Annotated in this window: 25 protein-coding genes; 15 read left to right on the top strand and 10 right to left on the bottom strand. The window is 68.1% G+C overall.

All coding sequences use genetic code 11. The features are described from left to right. Positions 1-12: 12 nt before the first annotated feature. The 8 genes from AB6A65_RS05675 to AB6A65_RS05640 all read left to right on the top strand — a co-directional run bounded on the left by AB6A65_RS05675 (position 13) and on the right by AB6A65_RS05640 (position 6,648). The gene (locus AB6A65_RS05675) at positions 13-558 is read left to right on the top strand and encodes an NnrU family protein (protein ID WP_371037645.1); all 546 of its coding nucleotides are present in this window, start codon (positions 13-15) and stop codon (positions 556-558) included. Between the two features lie 4 nt (positions 559-562). Continuing rightward, positions 563-766: a DUF1737 domain-containing protein gene (locus AB6A65_RS05670; RefSeq protein WP_371037391.1), complete on the top strand. Its 204-nt coding sequence runs from the start codon at positions 563-565 to the stop codon at positions 764-766. A gap of 2 nt (positions 767-768) precedes the next feature. Continuing rightward, a complete protein-coding gene (locus AB6A65_RS05665) occupies positions 769-1,821 on the top strand; it encodes a MaoC family dehydratase (RefSeq protein ID WP_371037390.1) in 1,053 nt (350 codons plus the stop codon). A gap of 352 nt (positions 1,822-2,173) precedes the next feature. Further along, entirely contained in the window at positions 2,174-2,557 is a 384-nt protein-coding gene (sdhC, locus tag AB6A65_RS05660) for a succinate dehydrogenase, cytochrome b556 subunit (RefSeq protein ID WP_371037389.1), read from the top strand. 11 nt (positions 2,558-2,568) lie between these two features. Next, complete coding sequence (gene sdhD / locus AB6A65_RS05655; protein ID WP_371037388.1) at positions 2,569-2,940, top strand: succinate dehydrogenase, hydrophobic membrane anchor protein; 372 nt, start codon at positions 2,569-2,571, stop codon at positions 2,938-2,940. A 19-nt stretch (positions 2,941-2,959) separates the two neighbouring features. Continuing rightward, positions 2,960-4,762 (top strand): succinate dehydrogenase flavoprotein subunit, encoded by a 1,803-nt coding sequence (gene sdhA, locus AB6A65_RS05650; RefSeq protein WP_371037387.1) that lies wholly within the window; start codon positions 2,960-2,962, stop codon positions 4,760-4,762. Between the two features lie 13 nt (positions 4,763-4,775). Further along, on the top strand, positions 4,776-5,555 hold the full coding sequence (locus tag AB6A65_RS05645; RefSeq protein WP_371037386.1) for a succinate dehydrogenase iron-sulfur subunit: 780 nt from the start codon (positions 4,776-4,778) through the stop codon (positions 5,553-5,555). 244 nt (positions 5,556-5,799) lie between these two features. After that, positions 5,800-6,648, top strand: coding sequence for an urea carboxylase-associated family protein (locus AB6A65_RS05640; protein ID WP_371037385.1), 849 nt, complete (start codon positions 5,800-5,802; stop codon positions 6,646-6,648). 3 nt (positions 6,649-6,651) lie between these two features. On the opposite strand, the gene deoD is transcribed toward AB6A65_RS05640, so the two are convergent. The 4 genes from deoD to AB6A65_RS05620 form a co-directional block, all read right to left on the bottom strand. Next, positions 6,652-7,356: a purine-nucleoside phosphorylase gene (gene deoD / locus AB6A65_RS05635; RefSeq protein WP_371037384.1), complete on the bottom strand. Its 705-nt coding sequence runs from the start codon at positions 7,354-7,356 to the stop codon at positions 6,652-6,654. Positions 7,357-7,381: 25 nt separating this feature from the next. Continuing rightward, on the bottom strand, positions 7,382-7,660 hold the full coding sequence (locus tag AB6A65_RS05630; protein ID WP_371037644.1) for an acylphosphatase: 279 nt from the start codon (positions 7,658-7,660) through the stop codon (positions 7,382-7,384). Between the two features lie 19 nt (positions 7,661-7,679). Further along, entirely contained in the window at positions 7,680-7,988 is a 309-nt protein-coding gene (locus AB6A65_RS05625) for an H-NS family nucleoid-associated regulatory protein (RefSeq protein ID WP_371037383.1), read from the bottom strand. A gap of 186 nt (positions 7,989-8,174) precedes the next feature. Further along, positions 8,175-10,154, bottom strand: coding sequence for a methylmalonyl-CoA mutase family protein (locus AB6A65_RS05620; RefSeq protein WP_371037382.1), 1,980 nt, complete (start codon positions 10,152-10,154; stop codon positions 8,175-8,177). Between the two features lie 161 nt (positions 10,155-10,315). On the opposite strand from AB6A65_RS05620, the gene AB6A65_RS05615 reads away from it, so the two are divergent. From AB6A65_RS05615 to AB6A65_RS05595, 5 genes are all read left to right on the top strand, one after another. Beyond that, complete coding sequence (locus AB6A65_RS05615; protein WP_371037381.1) at positions 10,316-11,662, top strand: 1-acyl-sn-glycerol-3-phosphate acyltransferase; 1,347 nt, start codon at positions 10,316-10,318, stop codon at positions 11,660-11,662. Positions 11,663-11,797: 135 nt separating this feature from the next. Further along, the gene (ccrA, locus tag AB6A65_RS05610; protein ID WP_371037380.1) at positions 11,798-13,084 is read left to right on the top strand and encodes a crotonyl-CoA carboxylase/reductase; all 1,287 of its coding nucleotides are present in this window, start codon (positions 11,798-11,800) and stop codon (positions 13,082-13,084) included. Between the two features lie 386 nt (positions 13,085-13,470). Continuing rightward, on the top strand, positions 13,471-13,677 hold the full coding sequence (locus AB6A65_RS05605) for a hypothetical protein (protein WP_371037379.1): 207 nt from the start codon (positions 13,471-13,473) through the stop codon (positions 13,675-13,677). Further along, on the top strand, positions 13,619-14,335 hold the full coding sequence (locus tag AB6A65_RS05600) for an autoinducer binding domain-containing protein (protein WP_371037378.1): 717 nt from the start codon (positions 13,619-13,621) through the stop codon (positions 14,333-14,335). The genes AB6A65_RS05605 and AB6A65_RS05600 overlap by 59 nt, the downstream gene beginning before the upstream one ends. Positions 14,336-14,382: 47 nt before the next feature. Then, complete coding sequence (locus AB6A65_RS05595) at positions 14,383-15,918, top strand: ATP-dependent RecD-like DNA helicase (RefSeq protein ID WP_371037377.1); 1,536 nt, start codon at positions 14,383-14,385, stop codon at positions 15,916-15,918. 25 nt (positions 15,919-15,943) lie between these two features. Here AB6A65_RS05595 and AB6A65_RS05590 read toward each other — a convergent pair whose 3' ends face one another. After that, positions 15,944-16,966, bottom strand: coding sequence for an NADP-dependent oxidoreductase (locus tag AB6A65_RS05590; protein ID WP_371037376.1), 1,023 nt, complete (start codon positions 16,964-16,966; stop codon positions 15,944-15,946). Between the two features lie 151 nt (positions 16,967-17,117). Between AB6A65_RS05590 and AB6A65_RS05585 the strand changes: the two genes are divergently transcribed. Both AB6A65_RS05585 and guaD read left to right on the top strand, forming a co-directional pair. Beyond that, positions 17,118-17,516, top strand: coding sequence for a PaaI family thioesterase (locus tag AB6A65_RS05585; protein ID WP_371037375.1), 399 nt, complete (start codon positions 17,118-17,120; stop codon positions 17,514-17,516). Further along, entirely contained in the window at positions 17,509-18,822 is a 1,314-nt protein-coding gene (gene guaD, locus AB6A65_RS05580) for a guanine deaminase (protein ID WP_371037374.1), read from the top strand. The genes AB6A65_RS05585 and guaD overlap by 8 nt, the downstream gene beginning before the upstream one ends. Here the strand turns inward: guaD and AB6A65_RS05575 are convergent. The 5 genes from AB6A65_RS05575 to AB6A65_RS05555 all read right to left on the bottom strand — a co-directional run bounded on the left by AB6A65_RS05575 (position 18,812) and on the right by AB6A65_RS05555 (position 23,649). Then, a complete protein-coding gene (locus AB6A65_RS05575) occupies positions 18,812-19,876 on the bottom strand; it encodes an ABC transporter ATP-binding protein (RefSeq protein ID WP_371037373.1) in 1,065 nt (354 codons plus the stop codon). The two genes, guaD and AB6A65_RS05575, sit on opposite strands and share 11 nt — an antisense overlap. Before the next feature lie 2 nt (positions 19,877-19,878). Beyond that, the gene (gene ugpE, locus AB6A65_RS05570) at positions 19,879-20,727 is read right to left on the bottom strand and encodes a sn-glycerol-3-phosphate ABC transporter permease UgpE (RefSeq protein WP_371037372.1); all 849 of its coding nucleotides are present in this window, start codon (positions 20,725-20,727) and stop codon (positions 19,879-19,881) included. Then, positions 20,727-21,605 carry a sn-glycerol-3-phosphate ABC transporter permease UgpA gene (gene ugpA, locus AB6A65_RS05565; RefSeq protein ID WP_371037371.1) on the bottom strand — a complete coding sequence of 293 codons (879 nt, stop codon included), beginning with the start codon at positions 21,603-21,605 and terminating at the stop codon, positions 20,727-20,729. The genes ugpE and ugpA overlap by 1 nt, the downstream gene beginning before the upstream one ends. A gap of 66 nt (positions 21,606-21,671) precedes the next feature. Continuing rightward, complete coding sequence (ugpB, locus tag AB6A65_RS05560; RefSeq protein ID WP_371037370.1) at positions 21,672-22,988, bottom strand: sn-glycerol-3-phosphate ABC transporter substrate-binding protein UgpB; 1,317 nt, start codon at positions 22,986-22,988, stop codon at positions 21,672-21,674. A 178-nt stretch (positions 22,989-23,166) separates the two neighbouring features. Then, entirely contained in the window at positions 23,167-23,649 is a 483-nt protein-coding gene (locus AB6A65_RS05555; protein ID WP_371037369.1) for an SH3 domain-containing protein, read from the bottom strand. Positions 23,650-23,710: the final 61 nt, after the last annotated feature.

The following is a 23,710-nucleotide window of genomic DNA, read 5'->3' as shown; positions in this document are numbered from 1 at the left end:
GCCGCGATGGCACTGACGTTACTGATCCTCGGCGTGATCCTCTGGATCGGGGCGCACACGTTCAAGCGCCTTGCACCCGACACGCGCGCCGGCATGGGCGAGACCGGCAAGGGCGTGGTCGCCGTGCTGCTTCTGGTCGCGCTGGCATTGATGATCGTGGGCTATCGCGGAGCTTACGGCGATGTCTGGTGGGGGCGTCACCCGGCGACGGTGGGCATCAACAACCTGCTCAACCTCTTCGCCGTGTACCTCTTCGCCGCCTCGGGGATGAAGACGCGGATCACGGCCCGGATCCGCCACCCGCAGCTGACCGCCGTCAAGGCGTGGGCGGTGGGCCATCTGCTCGTCAACGGCGATCTTCCCTCGCTCATCCTGTTCGGCGGGCTGCTCGGCTGGGCCGTGTGGGAGGTCATCCTGATCAATCGCGCGACGGAGCGTCCGGCGCCGCCGCCGCCCGCCTCGATGGGCAAGGAGATCGGCGCCGTCGTCGGCACGCTGGTGGTCTACGGCCTGATCGCCTGGGCGCATTACTGGTTCGGCTATCCGGCATTCGGGTGACGCGATGCGCCTCTACCGCTTCCTGACCGCCGACGACACCTCCGCCTTCTGCCACAAGGTGACCGCCGCGCTGAACGCCGGTTGGGATCTCTACGGCGCCCCCGCCTATGCCTACGACGAAAGCAACGGCGTGATGCGCTGCGGGCAGGCGGTGGTGAAGGAGGTGGAAGGCACCTACCACCCCGACATGAAGCTGGGAGAGCAGTGAGCATGCCGAAGGACAAGCCCAGCCGGATGAAGACCAACCCGGGCCGCTTCTTCGAGGATTACACCGTGGGCGAGGTGATCCCCCATGCCGTGCCGCGCACGATCTCGGGCGGCGAGCGGGCGATCTACCACGCGCTCTACCCGGCGCGCCACGCGCTTTACTCGTCGGACGAGTTCGCGCGGGTCTGCGGCCTTCCGGCCAGCCCGGTGGACGATCTGGCCGCCTTTCACATCGTTTTCGGCAAGTCGGTGCCCGACGTTTCGCTCAACGCCGTGGCGAATCTCGGCTATGCCGAGGCGCGCTGGCTGCGGCCGGTCTATGCCGGCGACACGCTGCGCGCCTCGTCCGAGGTGATCGGGCTGAAGCAGAACTCCTCCGGCAAGACCGGCGTGGTCTACGTGAAGACCACGGGCTTCAACCAGCACGGGCTTCCGGTGATGGAGTTCAAGCGCTGGGTCATGGTGCGCAAGAAGGACCCCGGGACGCCGGCCCCCGAAGCGGTGGTGCCCGAGACCGCGCCGCATGTCGCGCCGGGCGACCTGGTCATTCCGGCCGGGCTCGACTTCACCCAGTATGATTTCGGCCTCGCCGGAGAACCGCACCGCCTGTCGGACTACGAGGTCGGCGAAACGATCGACCATGTGGACGGCGTCACGCTGGAAGAGGCCGAGCACATGATGGCGACGCGGCTCTGGCAGAACACGTCCAAGACCCATTTCGACGCCACGCCGCGCGAGGATCGCAAGCGGCTGATCTATGGCGGGCACGTCATCTCCATGGCGCGCGCGCTTTCGTTCAACGGTCTCGCCAACGCGCAGATGATCGCGGCGATCAACGCGGGCGCGCACGCGAACCCCTGCTTCGCGGGCGACACCGTGCGCGCCTGGTCCGAGGTGCTCGACATGGCCGAGACGCCCGCGCCCGGCGTCGGCGCGATCCGGTTGCGTCTGGTGGCGACGAAAGGCGGCGCGCCCTTCACGCTCAAGGGCGAGGACGGCAAGTATCTGCCGGACGTCCTTCTGGACCTCGACTACTGGGCGTTCATGCCGATGTGATCGCCGAAGGCCGGGCCGGCGATCGGGGGCACCGGGGGATCCGGGTGCCGCCGAGACCGGACTGGCGTGATCACAGGCTGGGCCGGCCTCCTTGCGCCGAAGGGCGGGGCCGTCCCAGGCCGCATCCGAATCCTTGCGCGCTCGGCCCGCATGCACCGCATCGTGCGCCATGGCCACGCGAAGACGCAGATAAGACAGGTGAAAATTTGCGATCACATGATATCGCTCAGTGATCACGAACGGCCCCGAAGAGGTTGCGTTGCGCAGATTTTCCGGTGATGGCGTGGCTTTGCCCCCATGACAGCGCCGAAAAATGCGCTATCAGTTGGACAGCAGACCGAAAGGACATGCCATGGCCGACGTCAACAGAGGCAACCGCCCGCTCTCGCCCCACCTGCAGATCTACCGCCCGCAGCTCACATCGGTGACGTCCATCTTCGTGCGCATCACCGGAAATGCGCTTCTGGTGGCCGCGCTTCTGGTCGTCTGGTGGTTTCTCGCCGCCGCGACCTCTCCCGAGGCGTTCGCGCGAGCCGACGCGGTGCTGACGAGCTGGTTCGGCGATCTGGTGATGTTCCTGTCGCTCTGGGCGCTCTGGTATCACACGCTCGGGGGCATCCGGCATCTCGTCTGGGACAGCGGGCGCGGCCTCGACCTCGATAGCTCCTACATGATGGGCTATGTGATGATCGGCGGGTCGGTCGTGCTCACGCTCGCCACCGTCTTCGTGATCTGAGGGGGATCGCCATGCATATTCTGACCGCACGCAAGCGTGCCGAGGGCACGGGCGCCGCAAAGACGGGAACCGACCATCATTGGAGCATGATCGTCTCGTCGGCGGCCCTGATCGGGCTCGTGCCGCTTTTCATCTTCACCTTCGGGCAGGCGCTGGGCCGCCCCCATGCGGAGGTCGTGGCCTATTACCAGCAGCCGTTCCCGGCCATGGTGGCGATCCTCACCCTCCTCGTCGGCTTCTACCATTTCCGGGGCGGTGTTCAGACCCTGATCGAGGACTATGTCCACGGCACGCGTCAGAAGGTTCTGATCGTGGCGATGATTTGCCTCAGCTACGCGGCCGCCGCCGTCGGCATTTTCGCCGTGGCGAAGCTGGCGCTTTGAGATAACGGAGCAGCATTCCATGGCAGCATACGACTACGAGACGCACGATTACGACGTGGTTGTGGTGGGCGCCGGCGGCTCGGGGCTTCGCGCGACGCTCGGAATGGCGGAGCAGGGGCTTCGCACCGCCTGCGTCACCAAGGTCTTTCCCACCCGCTCGCACACCGTGGCCGCGCAGGGGGGCATCGCCGCCTCGCTCGGCAACATGGGGCCCGACAACTGGCAGTGGCACATGTACGACACCGTGAAGGGGTCGGACTGGCTCGGTGACGTGGACGCGATGGAATACCTGGCCCGCGAGGCGCCCAAGGCCGTCTACGAGCTCGAGCATTACGGCGTGCCCTTCTCGCGCACCGAGGACGGCAAGATCTATCAGCGCCCGTTCGGCGGCCACACCACCGAGTTCGGCGAGGGGCCGCCGGTGCAGCGGACCTGCGCGGCCGCCGACCGGACCGGCCATGCGATCCTGCACACGCTCTACGGCCAGAGCCTGAAGCAGCAGGCCCAGTTCTACATCGAGTATTTCGCCATCGACCTCCTGATGGACGAGGACGGCGCCTGCCGCGGCGTGCTCTGCTGGAAGCTCGACGACGGCAGCATGCACGTCTTTTCCGCCAAGATGGTGGTGCTGGCCACCGGCGGCTACGGGCGCGCCTATTTCTCGGCCACCTCGGCGCATACCTGCACCGGTGACGGCGGCGGCATGATCGCGCGGGCGGGCCTGCCGCTCCAGGACATGGAGTTCGTGCAGTTCCACCCCACCGGCATCTACGGCTCGGGCTGCCTCATCACCGAGGGTGCCCGTGGCGAGGGGGGGTATCTCACCAATTCCGAGGGTGAGCGGTTCATGGAACGCTACGCGCCCACCTACAAGGACCTCGCCAGCCGCGACGTGGTCAGCCGCTGCATGACGATCGAGATCCGCGAAGGGCGCGGCGTGGGCCCGAACAAGGACCACATCCACCTGCACCTCAATCCCCTGCCGCCCGAGACGCTGGCCGAGCGGCTGCCGGGCATCTCCGAATCCGCGCGCATCTTCGCCGGCGTCGACGTCACGAAGGAGCCGATCCCGGTGCTGCCCACGGTGCACTACAACATGGGCGGCATCCCGACCAACTACTGGGGCGAGGTTCTGAACCCCACCGAGGCGGATCCCGACCGCATCGCGCCCGGCCTGATGGCCGTCGGCGAGGCGGGCTGCGCCTCTGTCCACGGGGCGAACCGTCTGGGCTCGAACTCGCTCATCGACCTCGTGGTCTTCGGCCGCGCCGCGGCCATCCGCGCCGGAGAGGCCGTGGAGCATGGAACGCCGGTGCCCGAGGCGCCGAAGGCGGCCATCGAGCAGGCGCTCGACCGCTTCGACGCGATGCGCCACGCCAAGGGCGGCACGCCCACGGCGGAGCTGCGGCTCGAGATGCAGAGGACCATGCAGGAGGACGCGGCCGTCTTCCGCACCGAGGAAACCCTCAAGCAGGGTCTCGAGAAGATGACGACGATCGCGGGCAAGCTCGACGATATCGCCGTCACCGACCGGTCGCTGATCTGGAACTCGGACCTCATGGAAACGCTGGAGCTTGCCAACCTCATGCCGAACGCGCTCGCGACCATCGCGAGCGCCGAGGCGCGCAAGGAAAGCCGCGGCGCCCATGCCCACGAGGACCATCCCGACCGCGACGACGAGAACTGGCGCAAGCACACGCTCGCATGGGTCAACGGCGGCGTGAAGCTCGACTATCGCCCGGTGCACCTCAACCCGCTCATGGGGCACAACGAGGGCGGCATCGACCTCGACCGTATCAAGCCCAAGGCCCGCGTGTACTGAGGAGACGACCGAGATGGTTCAACTGACGCTCCCCAAGAATTCGAAGATCCGCACCGGGAAGACTTGGCCCAAGCCCGACGGCGCGACGAACCTGCGTAAGTTCCAGATCTATCGCTGGAACCCCGACGACGGGGAGAACCCGCGCGTGGACACCTACTGGGTGGACATGGACAGCTGCGGGCCGATGGTCCTGGACGCGCTCATCAAGATCAAGAACGAGATCGACCCGACGCTGACCTTCCGCCGCTCCTGCCGCGAGGGGATCTGCGGATCCTGCGCGATGAACATCGACGGGATCAACACGCTCGCCTGCATCTACGGCATGGAAGAGATCAAGGGCGACGTGAAGATCTACCCCCTGCCGCACATGCCGGTGGTGAAGGACCTGATCCCGGATCTCACGCATTTCTACGCCCAGCACGAAAGCATCATGCCGTGGCTGGAGACGAAGTCGAACGCGCCCGCGAAGGAGTGGCGGCAGTCGATCGAGGATCGCGAAAAGCTCGACGGGCTTTACGAGTGCGTGATGTGCGCCTGCTGTTCGACGGCCTGCCCGTCCTACTGGTGGAACGGCGATCGGTACCTCGGCCCAGCTGCGCTGCTGCATGCCTATCGCTGGATCATCGACAGCCGCGACGAGGCCACGGGCGAGCGGCTGGACGACCTCGAGGATCCGTTCAAGCTTTACCGCTGCCATACCATCATGAACTGCGCGAAGACCTGCCCCAAGGGTCTGAACCCGGCGAAAGCCATCGCCAACATCAAGAAGATGATGGTGGACCGCGCGGTCTGAGGCCTTGTATCGGGCGAGCGGTCGCTGACGCCGCTCGCCCAGGCAGACCCGCAGCCCGTGAGGGTTGCAGCGCTCGGGCGATATGGCGCGATGCATTAGGCCCGTTCCGCACGGACATCACGCGCGCCGCCCCGCTGACGCGGAGGACGCACGCCCGGCTTCCCCGGCCCACGCGATGCCGTGACAGTCCGCGCCACCGGGGCTATGCCTGCGGCGACTGAAAGCACGGGCAACGGAGTATCCAATGGCCAATCCACCCGCCGACGCCGACGCGCGCCGCGCCGTGGCCCCCGTGATCTGCTATCCGGACGACACGCTGCCCGCGCCGGACCTGGCGCTTTACCGCGCGGCGTGGCCGGGGGCGGAAAAGCTGGGCGAGGTCATCGTGCCGCCGCGCGAGGGTCGCTGCTTTCGCGTGGCCGCCGGGCAGTTCTTTCGCATCGCGAGCGTCGAGGGGCCGCAGGTGGGCGACCTGAACCTCTGGAACGCGGGCGATCTGTCCGAGCGCTTCTACTCGGGCAAGACGCGCGCGCTGCACGGCACGCATCTGACGACGGGCGACCGGATGTGGTCGGCCTTTCCGCATCTGCGCCCGATGGCGACCATCGTGGAGGATACGCTCGCCTGGTACGGCACGGATGACTTCGGCGGCCGGGTGCACGACGTGATCGGCACGCGCTGCGATCCCTACACCCACGCGCTGCTCTCGGGCGGGGACGCCTACCACCATTGCTGCCACTCGAACCTGACGCGGGCGCTGGCCGGGGAAACCGGGATGGCCGTGGCCGAGGCGGAGGGCCATGTGCACGACGTGCTGAACGTCTTCATGTGCACGGGCTTCACCCCCGACACGGGGCAGTATTTCATGAAGGCGAGCCCGGTGCGGCCCGGCGACTACCTCGAGTTCTTCGCCGAGATCGATCTTCTGGGCGCGCTCAGTGCCTGCCCCGGCGGGGACTGCTCAGCCGAACATTCGAGCGACGCGGCGCGTTGCCATCCGCTGCTGGTGGAGGGTTTCGCCCCGAGAACCGGCGCGCTCGAGGGGTGGAGGCCGCCCGCGCCCAACCCCTACGACCGCAGCCACGGAACATAGGGATCAGGCGAAGGCGGCCTCCAGCGCGATCTCGACCATCTCTGCGAAGCCTCTCTCGCGCTCATCGCTCGGCAGGTGTTCCCCGGTCCGAAGATGAGCGCTGACGGTCAGGACGGCGAGCGCGCGCGCGCCGAGGCGCGCGGCTACGTTGTAAAGTTCCGCCGCCTCCATCTCGACGGCGAGCGTGCCGTGACGGGTCAGGATCTCGTTCAGGTCGGGGCGCTCGTCGTAGAACACGTCCGACGAGTAGATGCCGCCGACATGATGCGTGGCGCCGCGCGCCTCGGCGGCGGCCGCGGCCGCCCGCAGAAGCGGCCAGTCGGCGCAGGGCGCGAAGGACAATTCGCGGAACGTCCCGCGCGAGGGCGTCGAAAGGCTCGACGCCGTCATTGCGAGCACGAGATCGCGAAGCGCGACCTGCGTCTGCATCGCGCCGCAGGACCCGATGCGGATGAGCGTCTTCGCCCCGTAATCGCGGATCAGTTCGTTGGCGTAGATCGACAGTGACGGCATTCCCATGCCGGAGCCGTGGATCGTGACCGGCTCGCCCCGCCAGGTTCCGGTGAAGCCGAGCATGCCGCGGGTTTCGTTCACGAGGCGCGGGGCATCGAGAAAACGCTCGGCCGCCCAACGGGCGCGGTAGGGGTCGCCCGGCATCAACACCGTTGGCGCGATCTCGCCTTCGGCCGCGCCGATATGGATCGTCATGCGGAGCCTTTCCTTACGCCGGTTGCTAGCGACGGATCTCGAAATCCCGAAGCGCGGGATCGGCGGCAGTCTCCTCTTCGGAAACCTGCGTCACCCTTGCCGCGGGCGGCCCCTCGCGGAGCCGTTCGAGAAGGCTGGAGACGGCGTCGTCGGGCCCCTGAATCAGAGCCTCGACGCTGCCATCGGAGCGGTTGCGCACCCAGCCGGCAAGGCCGAGGCTGCGCGCCTGCTCCTGCGTCCACGCGCGGAAGGAGACGCCCTGCACCCGGCCTTCCACGCGAGCCGCGATCGCCTTTTCCGCCATCGCCACGCGCGCCCCCGCGTCAGATCGAGAGGTCTTCGAGTGTCTTGCCCGCCTTCAGCGCCTCGTTGACCCACTGCGGCTTGCGCCCGCGGCCGGTCCACGTCTGGCGCGGATCGGCGGGGTTGGCGTATTTCGGCGGGTTCTTGCTGCCTTTCGGCCCGGCTTCCTTGAGGTCGTTGAGCGAGAAACCATAGGCTTTCGCCGCGTCTTCGGCCGCTTTCAGCGCCTCGGCCTTGCGGCGAAGCTCGATCGTCTCCAGCGCCTTGTCGATATCGGCGCGCAGCTGTTTCAGTTCCTCGCCGGACATCTTGTACAAATCAATATTCATGGGCTTTTCCTTTGTTGCGTGGTCGTCTTCTGTTGCGCCCCGGCCGCGTGGACATGACTCCTTACCCGCAATTTTCAAGGATACAAGAAAAAACGGCATTGGAAAAGTTTCCGCGCAAAGTCTTTGCGCGGAGTGGTTGTGGAAAAGGCGATGGCGTGCGGAGTAATCGCTGACCCTGCGTAATCCTTATTGCGCGGCGACCGCTTTGGGATCGGCCAGCTCGACGACATCCATCATGATCGCGTTCAATTCGAAATCCTTCGGCGTATAGACGCGCGCCACGCCCATGGCGCGCAGGCGCCTTGCATCCTCCTCGGGGATGATTCCGCCCACGATGACGGGAGTTTCCTCGAGTCCCGCCTCGCGCAGCCGGCCCATCATGTCTTCCACGAGCGGAATATGGCTTCCCGAAAGGATGGAAAGCCCGATGACGTGCGGGGTGTTCTCCTGCGCGGCGCGAACGATCTCTTCAGGGGTGAGGCGGATGCCCTCGTATTCGATGTCCATGCCGCAATCGCGGGCGCGGAAGGCGATCTGCTCCGCCCCGTTGGAATGGCCGTCGAGCCCCGGTTTGCCGACGAGAAAGCGCAGGCGCCGGCCGAGACGCTGGCTGACGGCATCGACCGCCTCGCGGATCTCGTCGAGTCCCTCGGTCATGTTCGAGGGGCTCTTCGACACGCCGGTCGGCCCGCGGTATTCACCGAAGGCCTTGCGCATTTCGGCGGCCCATTCGCCGGTGGTGACCCCCGCTTTCGCCGCCGCCACGGAAGGCGGCATGATGTTGCGGCCCTCGGCCGCGGCGGCGCGCAGATCGGCGAGGGCGGCCGCCACGGCGGCCTCGTCGCGCGCCGCGCGCCACGCGTTCAGCCGGTCGATCTGGTCCTGCTCCACCGCGGCGTCGACGACCATGATCCCGCCCTCCTCGTCCATGAGCGGCGAGGGTTCGCATTCCATCCACTTGTTGACGCCGACCACGACGGTCTCGCCGCGCTCGATGCGGTTGAGCCGCTCCGCGTTGGCGTCCACGAGGCGGGCCTTCATGTATTCGATGGCCGCCACGGCGCCGCCCATGGCGTCGATGCTGGCCAGTTCGTGGCGCGCGCCCGCCTTCAGCTTCTCGACCTTGGCGTCGACGGCCGGGTTCTGGTCGAAGAGGTCGTCGAATTCCAGAAGATCGGTCTCGTAGGCGAGGATCTGCTGCATCCGCAGCGACCATTGCTGGTCCCACGGGCGCGGCAGTCCCAGCGCCTCGTTCCAGGCCGGCAACTGAACCGCCCGTGCCCGCGCTTTCTTGGACAGGGTGACCGCGAGCATCTCGATCAGGATGCGATAGACGTTGTTCTCCGGCTGCTGCTCCGTCAGGCCGAGCGAATTGACCTGCACGCCGTAACGGAAACGGCGGTATTTCGGATCCTCGACGCCGTATCGCTCGCGGCAGATCTCGTCCCAGAGATCGGTGAAGGCGCGCATCTTGCACATCTCGGTGATGAAACGGATGCCGGCGTTCACGAAAAAGGAAATGCGGCCGACGAGCAGCGGGAAATCCTCGTCCGGCACCTTGCCCTTCAGGTCGTCCAGCACCGCCGTGGCGGTCGCAAGCGCGAAGGCGAGTTCCTGGTCGGGCGTCGCGCCGGCCTCCTGCAGGTGATAGGAACACACGTTCATCGGGTTCCATTTCGGAATCTCGCGGTAGCAATAGGCCGCGACGTCCGTGATGAGGCGCAATGACGGTTTCGGCGGGCAGATATATGTCCCGCGCGAGAGGTATTCCTTTATGATGTCGTTCTGCACCGTGCCCTGGAGTTTCGACACGTCGGCGCCCTGTTCCTCGGCCACCGCGACGTAAAGCGCCAGAAGCCAGGGCGCTGTCGCGTTGATGGTCATCGAGGTGTTCATCTGGTCGAGGGGAATGTCCTCGAAGAGGGTGCGCATGTCGCCCAGATGGGCGACGGGCACGCCGACCTTGCCCACCTCGCCCCGTGCGAGGACGTGATCGCTGTCATAGCCCGTCTGCGTGGGCAGATCGAAGGCCACCGAAAGGCCGGTCTGCCCCTTGGAGAGGTTGCGGCGGTAAAGCGCGTTGGAGGCTTTCGCGGTGGAATGCCCCGCATAGGTGCGCATGAGCCAGGGTTTGTCTTTCTTGGGCGCGGATCCGGTCTCGGTCATCTGGGGCCTCTCGACTCTGTCGTGCAACTTTGTTGCGTTCGGGCGTGGATACTTGAAACTTTCTGGCCGGTCAATTCGCTGCGCCGCGGCACGGCGCGGGGCGCCATCGCGGCGTCCTTCAAGGATTTACGCGGGGCGGGGGAGCCTTCAATATCCCTGCGATGACCGCGCCCGTGACCCTTCCGCTCTGGCTCTTCCTGCTGATCCTCGCCTTCGCGGGCGTCACGTTCGCCTCGCATTTCCTGTTCCCCTCCGTGCGCTGGTTCTTTCGCCGCCGGCTCGAGCGCGCGGTCGCGCGGCTGAACGAGAGGCTTGAACGGCCGATCCGGCCCTTCAAGCTGGCCGAACGCCACGATACCATCCAGCGCCTGATCTACGACCCCGAGGTGAGCCGGGCGATCGTCGCGACCGCCGAGGCCGAGGGCGTGCCCGAGAACGTGGCCTTCGAGCGTGCGCGCCGCTACGCGCGGGAGATCGTGCCGGCCTTTTCCGCCTCGCTCTACTTCGGCCTGGCCATCCGCCTTGCGCGGTGGCTTTCGGGCAGGCTCTACGCCGTGCGGCTGGAACAGGCCGAGGTGGTCGCCCGGATCGACCGCGACGCCACGGTGGTCTTCGTGATGAACCACAGAAGCAACATGGACTACGTGCTGCTGACCCATCTCGTGGCCGAAACCTCGCCGCTGGCTTACGCGGTAGGGGAATGGGCGCGCGTCTGGCCCGTGTCGCGGCTGATCCGGGCGCTGGGCGGCTACTTCATCCGCAGGCGCGAGGGCAACATGCTCTATCGCCGTGTGCTGGCGCGCTACGTCCAGTTGGCCACCGAGGGCGGCGTGACGCAGGCGCTCTACCCCGAGGGCGGGCTGAGCCTGACGGGAGGGCTGGGGCCGCCGAAGCTGGGCCTTCTGAAATACATTGCCGAGGCCGAGACGGCCGGGCGCGACGTGATCTTCGTGCCCGTGGGGCTGAACTACGACCGAGTGCTGGAGGACCGGCTGCTCACCTCTGCGGGGCAGGCCGGCACGCGGCGCTTCCGGGCGCGCCCCGTGGCGGTCGCGCGCTTCGTGTTCGGGCAGCTCTGGTTCAAGATCACGGGCCGGCACCGCCGCTTCGGGCAGGCGGCGGTGCGCTTCGGGCGGCCCCTCTCGCTTGCGGACTTCCGGGGCGCGCATGACGCGGACCCGCGGGCGCTGGCCGAGGCGCTGATGCGCCGGATCGGCGCCGCGGTGCCGGTGGTCCCCGTCCCGGTCGTCGCGCATCTTCTGCGCAGCGACGGGGCGATGCCGCGCGCGGCGCTGCATCGCAGGGCCGCGGCGCTGACCGAGGGGCTGGGCGTGCCTGCTCTGACGCCTGCGGCGCTCGACCAGGCGGTGGGCCAGCTTGCCGCGCGGAAGATCGTGGTGGAACAGGGCGACACGCTCGCCCCGGCGGAGGACGAGACCGTGCTGCTCGACTTCTACGCCCGCTCCATCGCGCATCTTCTGCCCCCCGATGCTGCGGCTGCGGAATAGTTTTCTGCACGCGCTCGGTCATAAAGTTTCAATCGGGCCCCTCAGGGTGTTGCATTGTTGCGCGACCGGCGCTATTCCCGGGGCGTCGCCGGCAACTCCGCAGCGCGGCGAGACTCATTTGCGAAGGAGGCCCCGATGGCTCTGGATTCCGACACCGGCATCGCCGCCTACGAGGCACCGGAAAAGGATCTCTACGAGATGGGCGAGATGCCGCCCCGCGGCTACGTGCCCGAGAAGATGCACGCCTGGGTCCTGCGCCAGGAACGCCACGGCGAGCCCGACAAGGCGCTTCAGAAGGAGGTCGTGGACGTCCCCGAGATCGACAGCCACGAAGTGCTGGTGCTCGTGATGTCCGCGGGCGTCAACTACAACGGCGTCTGGGCCTGCCTCGGCCAGCCGGTCAGCGTCTTCCTCGGCCACAAGGCGCCCTATGCCGTGATCGGCTCGGACGCCGCCGGGATCGTGTGGAAGGTGGGCGACAAGGTGAAGCGCTGGAAGGTCGGCGACGAGGTCGTGGTCCACTGCAACCAGGACGATGGCGACGACGAGGCGTGCAACGGCGGCGATCCGATGCTCTCGCCCAGCCAGCGCATCTGGGGCTACGAGAGCGCCGACGGCTCCTTCGCCCAGTTCACCCGCGTGCAGGCGCAACAGCTCATGCCGCGGCCGAAGCACCTGACATGGGAGGAGTCGGGCTGCTACACGCTGACGCTCGCCACCGCCTACCGGATGCTCTTCGGGCACGAGCCGCATGATCTGAAACCGGGCCAGAACGTGCTTGTCTGGGGGGCGTCGGGCGGGCTCGGCTCCTTCGCGATCCAGCTCATCAACACCGCGGGCGCCAACGCCATCGGCGTCATCTCCGAGGAGGACAAGCGCGAGTTCGTGATGGACCTGGGCGCCAAGGGCGTCATCAACCGCAAGGATTTCAACTGCTGGGGGCGGCTGCCCGAGGTCGGCACCGAGGAGTACAAGGAATGGTTCGCCGAGGTCCGCCGGTTCGGCAAGGCGATCTGGGAGATCACGGGCAAGGGCGTGAACGTCGATATGGTCTTCGAACACCCCGGCGAGGCGACCTTTCCCGTCTCGACCTTCGTGGTGAAGCGCGGCGGCATGGTGGTGATCTGCGCCGGCACCACGGGATATAATTGCACCTTCGACGTGCGCCACATGTGGAGCCACCAGAAGCGGCTTCAGGGCAGCCACTTCGCCCATCTCAAGCAGGCGAGCGCGGCCAACAAGCTCATGCTGGAGCGACGGCTCGATCCCACGATGTCCGAGGTGTTTACCTGGGACGAGCTGCCCCAGGCGCACATGAAGATGCTGCGCAACGCCCACAAACCGGGCAACATGGCGGTCCTCGTGCAGGCCCCGCGCACCGGGCTGCGCACCTTCGAGGACGTGCTCGAAGCCGGACGCTGACTTTCCGCGGCCGGCCGGCCCACCCGATCGTCGGGCGGGCCGGCCGATCCCTGCCCGGGCGGGCGTTGCCCGCGCTTCCCGGACAAGGCCGCCCGCCACGCGAGGGCCCGATCGCGCATCCCCGGCCGTATTCGCCTCGCCGCGGAGCCGGTCGCAGGCTTCCTCCCACCCCGCGGCGTCGGTCCGCACCCGACATCGCCCTTCACCGTAAATTCGCTCGACAGGCTTGGCATGTTGCCGCGTCGCGCCCGCGGCGTGCGCGCGCCCGCCGTGGAGATTGTCAACTCACTGGAAACGGGGAGTTGAATAGTGCGAATACAGTCGCCCGCATGGTTCGTGCTATGATTGCATTAACCATACTTTAACGTGGCGGAACGAGATTTGCGATGAAACACGACTGGATACTCGACGTACTCGCGGACCTGAAAAACTTCTCCAGGGCCAACGGGTTGCCGGCTCTGGCCGAGCGTCTGGACGACACGCGCCTGCTCGCCATGGCCGAGATCGCGTCGCAAAGCGGAAGGGCGCCGCGCGGTGACCGGCTTACGGCTGGATGGCATTCTGAAACGCCTGGAGACGGCAGCCGGGACTGACGATCTGCAAACGGCGATCGAGGCGCTGGGCGAGCGGCTCGGGGTCGGGCAGGTCGGCTACCGCTGGGTCGGCCCGGAGGGCGAGCGCTATCGCCTGGGAACCTACTGTCCGGCCTGGCTCAAGCGCTATGCCGAGATGGGATATCTGCGGATCGATCCGGTGGTGCGGGGCTGTCTCGATCACGTCCATCCGGTCGACTGGAAGCGCCTCGACTGGCGCGGCAAGACCGCGCGCGCCTTTCTGGAAGACGCCCTGCGCCACGGGGTCGGACAGCAGGGCGTCTCGGTGCCTCTGCGCGGGCCGAACGGACAATTCGCGCTTCTCACGGTGAACCACGACTGCGACGACGTGGACTGGCGCGCCTTCAGCGAGGCGCATCGCCGCGACCTGATCCTGCTGGGACACATGGTCAACCAGAAGGCGCTAGAGCTCGACGCGTCGCGCGCGCCCGTGCGGGCCTGCGCGCTCTCCCCGCGCGAGGTCGACGCGATGACGCTGCTTGCCGCGGGCTACAGCCGGGCGCAGGTGGCCGAAACGCTCGCGATCTCCGAACACACCCTGCGGGTCTATATCGAAAGCGCGCGCTTCAAGCTGGGCGCGATCAACACCACCCATGCGGTGGCCCGCGCCATGAGCCGCGGGCTCATCATGCCCTGAGCGCGGTGGTTCTGGCGTCCGGCTCGGGGCAGGGCTAGGGTCGCGCCATGACCGCTTCTGCCCTGACCCTTTCGGCCGACCAGGCCGAGGCCCACGACCGTGTCGCCGAACTTCTGCGCGCGGCGGGGATCGACCTCGACGCGGGCCGCCTCGCCCCTCCGCGCGAAGGCCGGGCCCAGGTCATGGCGCTGGTGGGGAAGGCGGGGTCCGGCAAGACGCTGCTTCTGGCCGAGCTTTGCCGCTCGCTTGCGGATGCGGGGGTGGAGACCGTCTCGGGCGACTGGGCAGGGCGGCGGCGCCGCGACCGGCGCACCCTTGCCGTGCTCGCGCCCACGAACAAGGCCGCGAGCGTGCTGCGCCAGCGCGGTGTGCCCGCCACCACGATCCACCGGATCCTCTATACCCCCGTCTACGATCCCGATTACGAGCGGATCGCGGAATGGCTGGCGGGCGAGGGGGAGCGCCCCGAGATCGCGGAGCCGGGCGACGCCGCGCTCGACCGGGCCGCGGCCTTCTACGCCCGCCACGCCTCGGTGCCGGGGGCGCTCGCGGCGGCCGGTTTGCGCGGGTCGGACTTCATCACCGGCTGGAAGCGCCGGGAGGATCCGCTCGACGTGGGATTCGTGGACGAGGCCTCGATGCTCGACGCGCGCCAGTTCGACGACTTGCGGGAGATATTTCCGACGCTTCTGCTGTTCGGCGATCCCGCGCAGCTCGCCCCCGTCGGGCAGTCGGGCGAGATGATCTTCGACCGGCTGGCACCGGAGCAGACGATGGAACTGCACCGCATCCACCGGCAGGAGGCCGACAACCCGATCCTCGACTTGGCCCACGCCCTGGCCGATCCCGCGCTCGGCTTCGCGGAGTTCGAGGAAATGATCCGCGCCGCCGCCGCGCGCGACGATCGCGTCGTCTGGAGCCAGCGGGTGGAGGTGGACCTGATGGCGCGCAGCCCCGTGCTCGTCTGGCGCAACGCCACGCGCATCCGTCTCATCGATGCCTTCCGCAAGGTGCATGATGCACCCGAGGACCGGCTGCTGCCGGGCGAGCCGCTGATCTGCGACGGGATCGAGCTGCCGCTCAAGCACCGCAAGAAGCGGCTCGACCTCGAGGCGCGCGGGCTCATCAAGGGGGCGCAGGTGATCTACAAGGGGCCGGGCAAGCGTCCGGGCTTTTCGCGGCTCCATGTCGTGGGCGCGGAGGAGCCGCAGGTCTCCGCCGCCTCGATCGTGAAGATCGAGAAGCCAGGCGAGGAGGAACCCTTCCTGCCCTATGCGGCGCATATGGGCGCGGTGTTCCTGCACGGCGCGGCCGTGACGATCCACAAGGCGCAGGGCTCGCAGTGGGACACGGTGCAGGTCTTCGCGCCCGATCTTTTCGCCGCGGCGCAGGCCGGGCGCAGCGAGGCGGGTCAGCCGCTCTGGAAACGGCTGGCCTATGTCGCGATCACGCGGGCGCAGGAGCGGTTGATCTGGGTGGTGCGCAATCGCCTCGCGCGGCCTTCCGCGGCGCTCTCCGCCGAGGACCTGGAACGCCCGCCCGCCGCGCCGCTCGCCCTCGAGGCGCAGGAGGATGGCCCCTGACGGGCGCGATCCTCCGTGCGGAAGGTCAGCCGACCCGCACGAGCTGCTTGCCGGTATTTCCGCCTTTCAGCATGGCGACGAAAGCCTCCGGCGCGCTCTCGATGCCGTCCGCCACGTCCTCGAGATGCGCGATCCGCCCCGCCTCGACCATCGGCGCGACCTCTTCGAGGAAGGCGTCGTAGCGGTCGTAGTGGTCGAAGATGATGAAGCCGTGCACCGACAGCCGGCGCACGAGGATGGACCGCCAGAGCATGGGCAGCCGGTCCTGCGCGCCGCCGGCCCCGCCGGAATACCACGCGACCGTGCCGCAAAGGGGCACGCGCGCGTGGTCGTTCAAGAGCGGCAGCACGGCGTCCAGAACCATCCCGCCCACGTTCTCGAAATAGATGTCGATGCCGTCGGGCGCGGCCTCGGCGATCGCGGCCGAGAGCGCGCCCGCCTCCGTGAAGGCGCGGTGATCGATGCAGGCGTCGAAACCGAAGGTCTCCCGCGCGATGCGGGATTTCTCCGGCCCGCCGGCAACTCCCACGGCGCGGAGGCCCTTGCGCTTCGCGAGCTGGCCCACCATCGACCCCACCGGCCCGGTGGCGGCGGCGACGGCCAGCGTCTCGCCCTGCCGCGGGCGGCCGAATTCGGAAAGTCCGACCCAGCCGGTGAAGCCGGGCATGCCGAGCACGCCGAGGAAGAGTTCGGGCGCGAGCGTGCCGTCGAGCTTGCGCAGCGCCTCCGCGGGCAGGCAGGCGTGATCGGCCCAGCCGGTGATGCCGAGCACCCTGTCGCCCGGTGCGAAGCGGGGCGAGCGGCTCTCGATCACCTCGCCGACGCCCTGGCCGGTCATCGTCCCGCCGATCTCCACGGGGGGCGCGTAGCTTTTCGCGGCGCTCATCCGGCCGCGCATGTAGGGATCGAGCGACAGGTACGTGACGCGCACCAGCACCTCGCCTTCGGCCGGGCGGGGCAGGTCGGCTTCTTCCAGTCGGAAGTTGTCGGGCACGGCCTCCGCCTCGGGGCGGCTGGCCAGCACGATTCGGCGCATTTCTTCGGGCATGGGATTTCCTCCGGTCGCTCGTGCGCGAGCCTAGGCGCATCGCGCGGCGGGGAAAACCCGCGCCCCCCCCCCCCCGCGCGCTGGCGTGGCCGCGGCGATCCCGCTATGAGGCCCTGAAACGCGGACGCAGCGAGCGAAAGGATATCCGGCCATGGACGAGCGGCTGATCGAGGATTCGTTTCCCTTCCAGCGCCATATGGGCTTCGGGATGGTGGACTGGGGGCCGGATTACGCCCGCTTCGAACAGCCGGTGAGCGACGTTCTCACGAACCGGCACGGGAACATGCATGGCGGCGTCTATGCCGCGATTCTCGACACGGCGATGGGCTATGCGGGGTGCTACACGGGCGATCCCGATCACCTTCGGATGGCGATGACCCTCTCCATGACGGTGAACTTCCTCTCGCGCCCGAAAGGCACGCGGCTCATCGCCGAGGCGCGGCGCACGGGCGGCGGGCGGCGCATCTCCTTCGCCGAGGCCGCGGCGCGGGACGAGACCGGCGAGCGCCTCGCCACCGCCACCGGCGTCTTCCGCTACCGCGATGGCTGAGCCCGCCCGCCTGATCCGCGCCCGCACGCTGAGCTTCCGCCGTGCGCCGGAGGGGCCGGGCGACGCGGCGGCGCTCGACCACCGAGAGGACGGCGCGCTGCTCATCCGCGAGGGCCGGATCGCGGCCGCGGGGGACTACGCGGCGATCGCGCCCGGGGCGCGCGACGCCGAGGTGATCGACCACCGCCCCCATCTCGTGCTTCCGGGCTTCATCGACCCGCACATCCATTTTCCGCAGTCGCAGGTCGTTGCCTCCTGGGGCGCGGATCTGCTCGACTGGCTGGCGCGCTACACCTTCCCCGAGGAGGCGCGCTACGCCGATCCCGATCTCGCGCGGGCCATGGCGGGGCCCTTCCTCGACCGGCTCGCGGCGGCCGGCACCACGACCGCGGTGGTCTACGGCTCCTCCCATGCCTCGAGCGTGGAGGCGCTCTTCGCCGAGGCCGAGCGCCGCGGCGTGCGGCTCGTGGCGGGCAAGGTGATGATGGACCGCGAGGCGCCGGAGGGCGTGCGCGACACCGCGCAATCCGCCTACGACGACAGCAAGGCGCTGATCGCGCGCTGGCACGGGCGCGGGCGGCTCGGCTACGCGATCACGCCGCGCTTCGCCATCACCTCGACGCCTGCGCAGCTCGAGGCGGCGGGCGCGCTGGCCGCCGAGCATCCCGGCTGCCTGCGCCAGACCCACATGTCCGAAAGCCTGGCGGAGATCGCCCGCGTGCGGGAGCTTTTCCCGCAGGCGCGCGACTATCTCGACGTCTACGAAAAGGCGGGCCTGCTCGGCCCCGAACTGCTGCTCGGGCACTGCATCCACCTGGAGCCGCGCGAGGTTGCGCGGATGGCCGAGACGGGAAGCCGCGCGATCTTCTGCCCGACCTCGAACCTCTTCCTCGGCAGCGGGCTCTTCGACGCGGCGCGGCTGCACGGCGCGGGCGTGGTGACGGGCATCGCCACCGACATCGGCGGCGGCACCAGCTGGTCGATGCTCGCGACCCTCGGGGAGGGCTACAAGGCGCTCGCGCTTCGCGGCCAGCGGCTCCATCCCTACGAGGCGTTTCACTGGGCGACGCGGGGAAATGCCGTGGCGATGGGGCTGGGGGATCGGATCGGAACGCTCGCCGCGGGCATGGAGGCCGATCTCGTCGTCCTCGACGCGCGCGCCACCGAACCGATGCGCCTCAGGATGGCGCGGGCGGAAACCCTCGTCGAGGAGCTTTTCGTCCTCCAGATCATGGGCGACGAGCGTGCGGTCGCGCAGTGCTACGTCGACGGGCGGCCGCAGCTCGGACCCGGCGTCACTCGTTGAGCGCCATGACCGCGGCAGCGGGGTCCGTCGCGCGCCCGTCTGCGTCGAAGGCGCGGAGTGATCCGGCATCCGGGGCGAGAGAGACCCGGTCGCGCTCGGCAAGGCCGGCCATGGCATGGGCGCGCAGCACGATCGGGGCATCAAGCCCGTCGGGCAGCACATGCGCCAGCATGTCCGCACCCAGCGCCTCGATCAGCACGACCTCGCCCGCCATGCCGGGCCCCGACGTGACCTGGAGCGCCTCGGGGCGGACGCCCAGCCACCGCGCCTCCGCGGGCGCGCGCCAGCCCGTGGCGAGCGCCTGCGCGGCGGGGCTTTCGGCGGGCAGGATGTTCATCGGCGGCGTTCCGATGAACTCGGCCACGAAGCGGCTCGCCGGGCGGTCGTAAAGCTCCATCGGGCTGCCGATCTGCTCGATCCGGCCGCCGTTCATCAGCACGATCCGGTCGGCGAGCGACATCGCCTCCACCTGGTCGTGGGTGACGTAGATGAAGGTCGCGCCGAGCCGGCGGTGCAGCGCCTTGATCTCGGTGCGAAGCTGGGTCCTGAGCTTGGCGTCGAGGTTCGAGAGCGGCTCGTCGAACAGGAACGCCTTGGGATCGCGCACGATGGCGCGGCCCATCGCCACCCTTTGGCGCTGCCCGCCCGACAGCTGGCGGGGCCTGCGGTCGAGGTAGTCCTGCAATTGCAGGGTGCGCGCGGCCTCCTCGATGCGGCGGGCGATCTCGTCCTTCGCCATGCCCTGGTTCCTGAGCCCGTAGGACATGTTCTGCCGCACGCTCATGTGCGGGTAGAGCGCGTAGTTCTGGAACACCATCGCGATGTCGCGTTCGCCGGGCTCCAGCCGGTTGACCGGCGCGCCGCCGATCCGGACCTCGCCGCCCGTCACCGTCTCGAGCCCCGCGATCATGCGCAGGATCGTGGACTTGCCGCAGCCCGAGGGCCCGACGAGCACGACGAACTCTCCGTCGCGGATGGCGATGTCCACCGCCTCCACCGCCTGCACGCCGCCCGCGTAGGTCTTGGACAGCGCCTTCAGTTCCACCGTTGCCATCGTTATTTCTCGCTTTCCACAAGGCCTTTCACGAAGAGGCGCTGCATCGCGAGCACCACCAGGACGGGCGGGATCATGGCCAGCACCGCGGTGCCCATGATGTAGTGCCAGACCGGCAGCTGCTCGCCCGAGTTCGCCATGCGCTGGATGCCCATCACCACGGTATAGAGGCTTTCGTCCGTCGTGACGATGAGCGGCCACAGATACTGGTTCCAGCCATAGATGAAGAGGATGATGAAGAGCGCCGCGATATTCGTGCGCGAGAGCGGCAGCAGGATGTCGCGGAAGAAGCGCATCGGCCCCGCCCCGTCGATGCGCGCGGCCTCCACCAGTTCGTCAGGCACGGTCAGGAAGAACTGCCGGAAAAGGAAGGTGGCCGTGGCCGAGGCGATGAGCGGCACGATCAGCCCGTGATAGCTGTTGAGCATGTCGAGCCGCGTGATCACGTCGAAGGTGGGCAGGATGCGCACCTCGACGGGCAGCATGAGCGTGATGAAGATCATCCAGAAGAAGCCCATGCGGAACGGGAAGCGGAAATAGACGATGGCATAGGCCGCGGTGAGCGAGATGGCGATCTTGCCCACCGCGATGCCGAGCGCCATGACGAGGCTGTTCGCCATCATCAGCCCAACCGGCACGCCGCCGGCCTCGGGCAGCCCGGTCGTCAGCAGGGTGCGGTAGTTCTCCCAGCCCCGGTCCCCGAACCACAGCGGGATCGGCGCGCGTGACAGCGCCTCGGGACCGTGGGTGGACGCCACGAGCGCCATCCACACCGGAAAGCACAGGAACGCCACGCCCGCGATCAGCACCGCGTGGGTCAGGAAGGTGCCAAGGGGGCGGTTTTCGACCATCAGTAGTTCACCCGGCGTTCGACGTATCTGAACTGGATCGCGGTCAGTGCGATCACGAGCGCCATCAGGATCACCGATTGCGCCGCGGAGGATCCGTAGTCCTGCCCGACGAAGCCGGTGTTGTAGACCCGGAAGACCAGGATGGAGGTGGCGTCGGCCGGCCCGCCGCTCGTGGTGGCGTGGATCAGGCTGAAGGTGTCGAAGAACGCGTAGACCAGGTTGATGACGAGCAGGAAGAAGGTGGTGGGCGACAGGAGCGGAAAGGTGATCGACCAGAACCGGCGCCACGGGCTCGCCCGGTCGATCGCCGCGGCCTCCAGCATGGATTTCGGGATCGACTGAAGCCCGGCGAGGAAGAAGAGGAAGTTGTAGCTGATCTGCTTCCACGCCGCCGCGACGGTTACCATCAGAAGCGCCTCGTCGCCGTTCTGGTAGTGGTTCCAGTCATAGCCCGCGAGGTCGAGCCAGTAGGCCACGATCCCCAGCGACGGGTTCATCAGGAAGAACCAGATCACGCCCGCCAGCGCGGGCGCCACGGCATAGGGCCAGATGATGAGCGTGCGATAGGTCGTCGCCGCGTGCAGCACCCGGTTGGCCGCCACCGCGAGCGCCAGTGCGATCGACATCGCAAGGCCGGTCACGCCCAGCCCGAAGATCAGCGTGGTGCGAAAGCTCTTGAGATAGCCGGGATCGTTGAACAGCCGGACGTAGTTCTCGAACCACACGAACTGGCGCGAGAATCCGAAGGCGTCCTCGATGAAGAACGCGCTTTCGACGGCGCGAAGAGCCGGCCAGAAGAAGAAGACGAGCGTGATGGCGATCTGGGGCGCCAGCAAGGCGTAGGGCAGCCACCTCGACCGGAAGAAGACGCGTTTCATGCAGTTCCGAAGGCAAGGGGGCCCGGCCCCGCGACGGCGGGACCGGGCGGGTGTCGTTTCAACGGATCAGCTGTTCGACTGCTCGAAGCGGCGAAGCAGGTCGTTGCCCCGCTCGACCGCGGCGTCCATCGCCTCTTCGGCCGACTTGGTGCCGGACCAGACGGCCTCCAGTTCCTCGTTGATGATGTCGCGGATCTGCACGAAATTGCCGAAGCGCAGGCCCTTGGAGTTGGGCGTGGGCTCGTTCAGCGAAAGCTGCTTGATGGCCACGTCGGTGCCCGGGTTCTCCTCGTAGAAGCCCTGTTCGCGGCTCAGCTCGTAGGCGGCGGTGGTGATCGGGACGTAGCCCGTCTCCTGGTGCCACGCGGCCTGCTGCTCGGGCTGCGAGATGTAGTCGAAGAACTGCGCGGTGCAGGTGTATTCGGGCGCTTCGTGGCCGGTCAGCACCCAGAGCGTCGCGCCGCCGATGATCGAGTTCTGCGGCGCGTCGGCGACCGCGGTGTCCAGCGGCAGCATGGCTTGCCCGAACTCGAAGTCGGTGATGTCGCTCGCGAAGCCGCCGTAATAGGCCGACGAGTTGATCCAGAGCGCGGTCTCGCCGTTCACGAACATCGAGCGCGAGTCGCCGCGGCGGCCGCCATAGGCGAAAAGCCCCTCCTCGCGCATCCTGGCGATGCGGTCGATGTGATTGACGACATTCGCGTTGTCGAAGGTGAAATCGGTGCCCAGCCCGGCAAAGCCGTTCTCCTCGCTGCCGATCGGCAGGTCGTGCCAGGCCGAATAGTTCTCGATCTGCGTCCAGGACTGCCAGCCGAAACCGAAGGGCGATTTCACGCCGTTATCCTTCAGCGCGCGCGACACCTCGACCACCTCGTCCCAGGTGGCCGGCACCTCGACGCCGGCCGCGTCGAGCGCGGTCTTGTTGTACCACAGCACCGGGGTGGAGCTGTTGAAGGGCAGCGACAGAAGGTTGCCGTCGGTGTCGGTGTAGTAGGAGATCACCGCGGGCAGGTAGTCGGACTGGTCGAAGGCGACGCCCGCGTCCTCCATCAGCTTGTAGACGGGGTAGACTGCGCCGTTGCCCTCGGCGGCCATCATGGTGGCGGTGCCGACCTCGAAGACCTGGACGATGTGCGGCTGCTCGCCGGCGCGGAAGGCCGCGATCGCCTGGGTCATGTTCTCGGTATAGTTGCCCTTGTAGATCGAATTGACTTGGCAGGCGTCCTGGGAGGCGTTGAAGTCGGTGGCGAAGCGGTCGGTGATCTCGCCGAGCTGGCCGCCCATGGCGTGCCAGAAATTCACCTGAGCGCGGTCCTGCGCATAAAGCGGCGCAGCCGCGACGGTGCAAAGCAGCGTGGCCGCGACAATCGGTTTGCTGGTCATCGTGATCTCTCCTGGTCCCGTCGCGCGGGCCGCGCGCGGGCACATGTTGCGAGTGGTGGGCGAAGAGAGCCTCGCTCTCTGGCCGCATCCGCTAACCGCGTTTGATGACACGCGGATGACAAGCGATTCCAAATTGTTGTGGCACCGGGGGGCGGCGCGCCGCGCGGCTGCGCGTGGCTCAGTCGCGGATCTCGTCCGGGTCGACGCCCCACAGCGCGGCCTTCTCGGCCCAGCCGCGATGGCCGCCCGCGCTCAGCCGGCAATGGGTGCGGTCGCAGGCGCCGAGCCGGGCGACCACCCCCGCCTCGAGACGCGCCACCTCGGGCGCGCGGGCCTCGGGCCGGACCGTCAGCGGCAGCATGTCGTCCACGACGATGACGGTGCGCACGCCCGAAAGCAGCGAGTAGTGCATCCAGCCGCCCGCGCCCTCGCGGTCCTGCACGCGGCGCCAGTGGCCATGCTCGGCGGTGATCATAAGCGGCATGTCGCGGCGCTTGAGCACCCAGTCGATGCGATGGGTCAGCGACGGGCCGCGGCGGACATTGCCTTCGGACGCCTTGAGCGAGACGTAGCGCGGCAGGGGAAGATTGGTGACCGGGCCGCGCTCGGCCGCGATGGCCGGGACGACCGCCAGCCCGCAAAGAAGCGCCGCGATAGCCATGGCGGCCACGCCGCGGCCGCACCTCCGGAAGGATCTGATCATCGCCTGTCCGCTGCCCCGC

It is taken from the genome of Rhodosalinus sp. FB01 (assembly GCF_041365715.1).
Taxonomy (GTDB): Bacteria; Pseudomonadota; Alphaproteobacteria; order Rhodobacterales; family Rhodobacteraceae; genus Rhodosalinus.
This window is presented reverse-complemented; position numbering and strand designations above follow the sequence as displayed.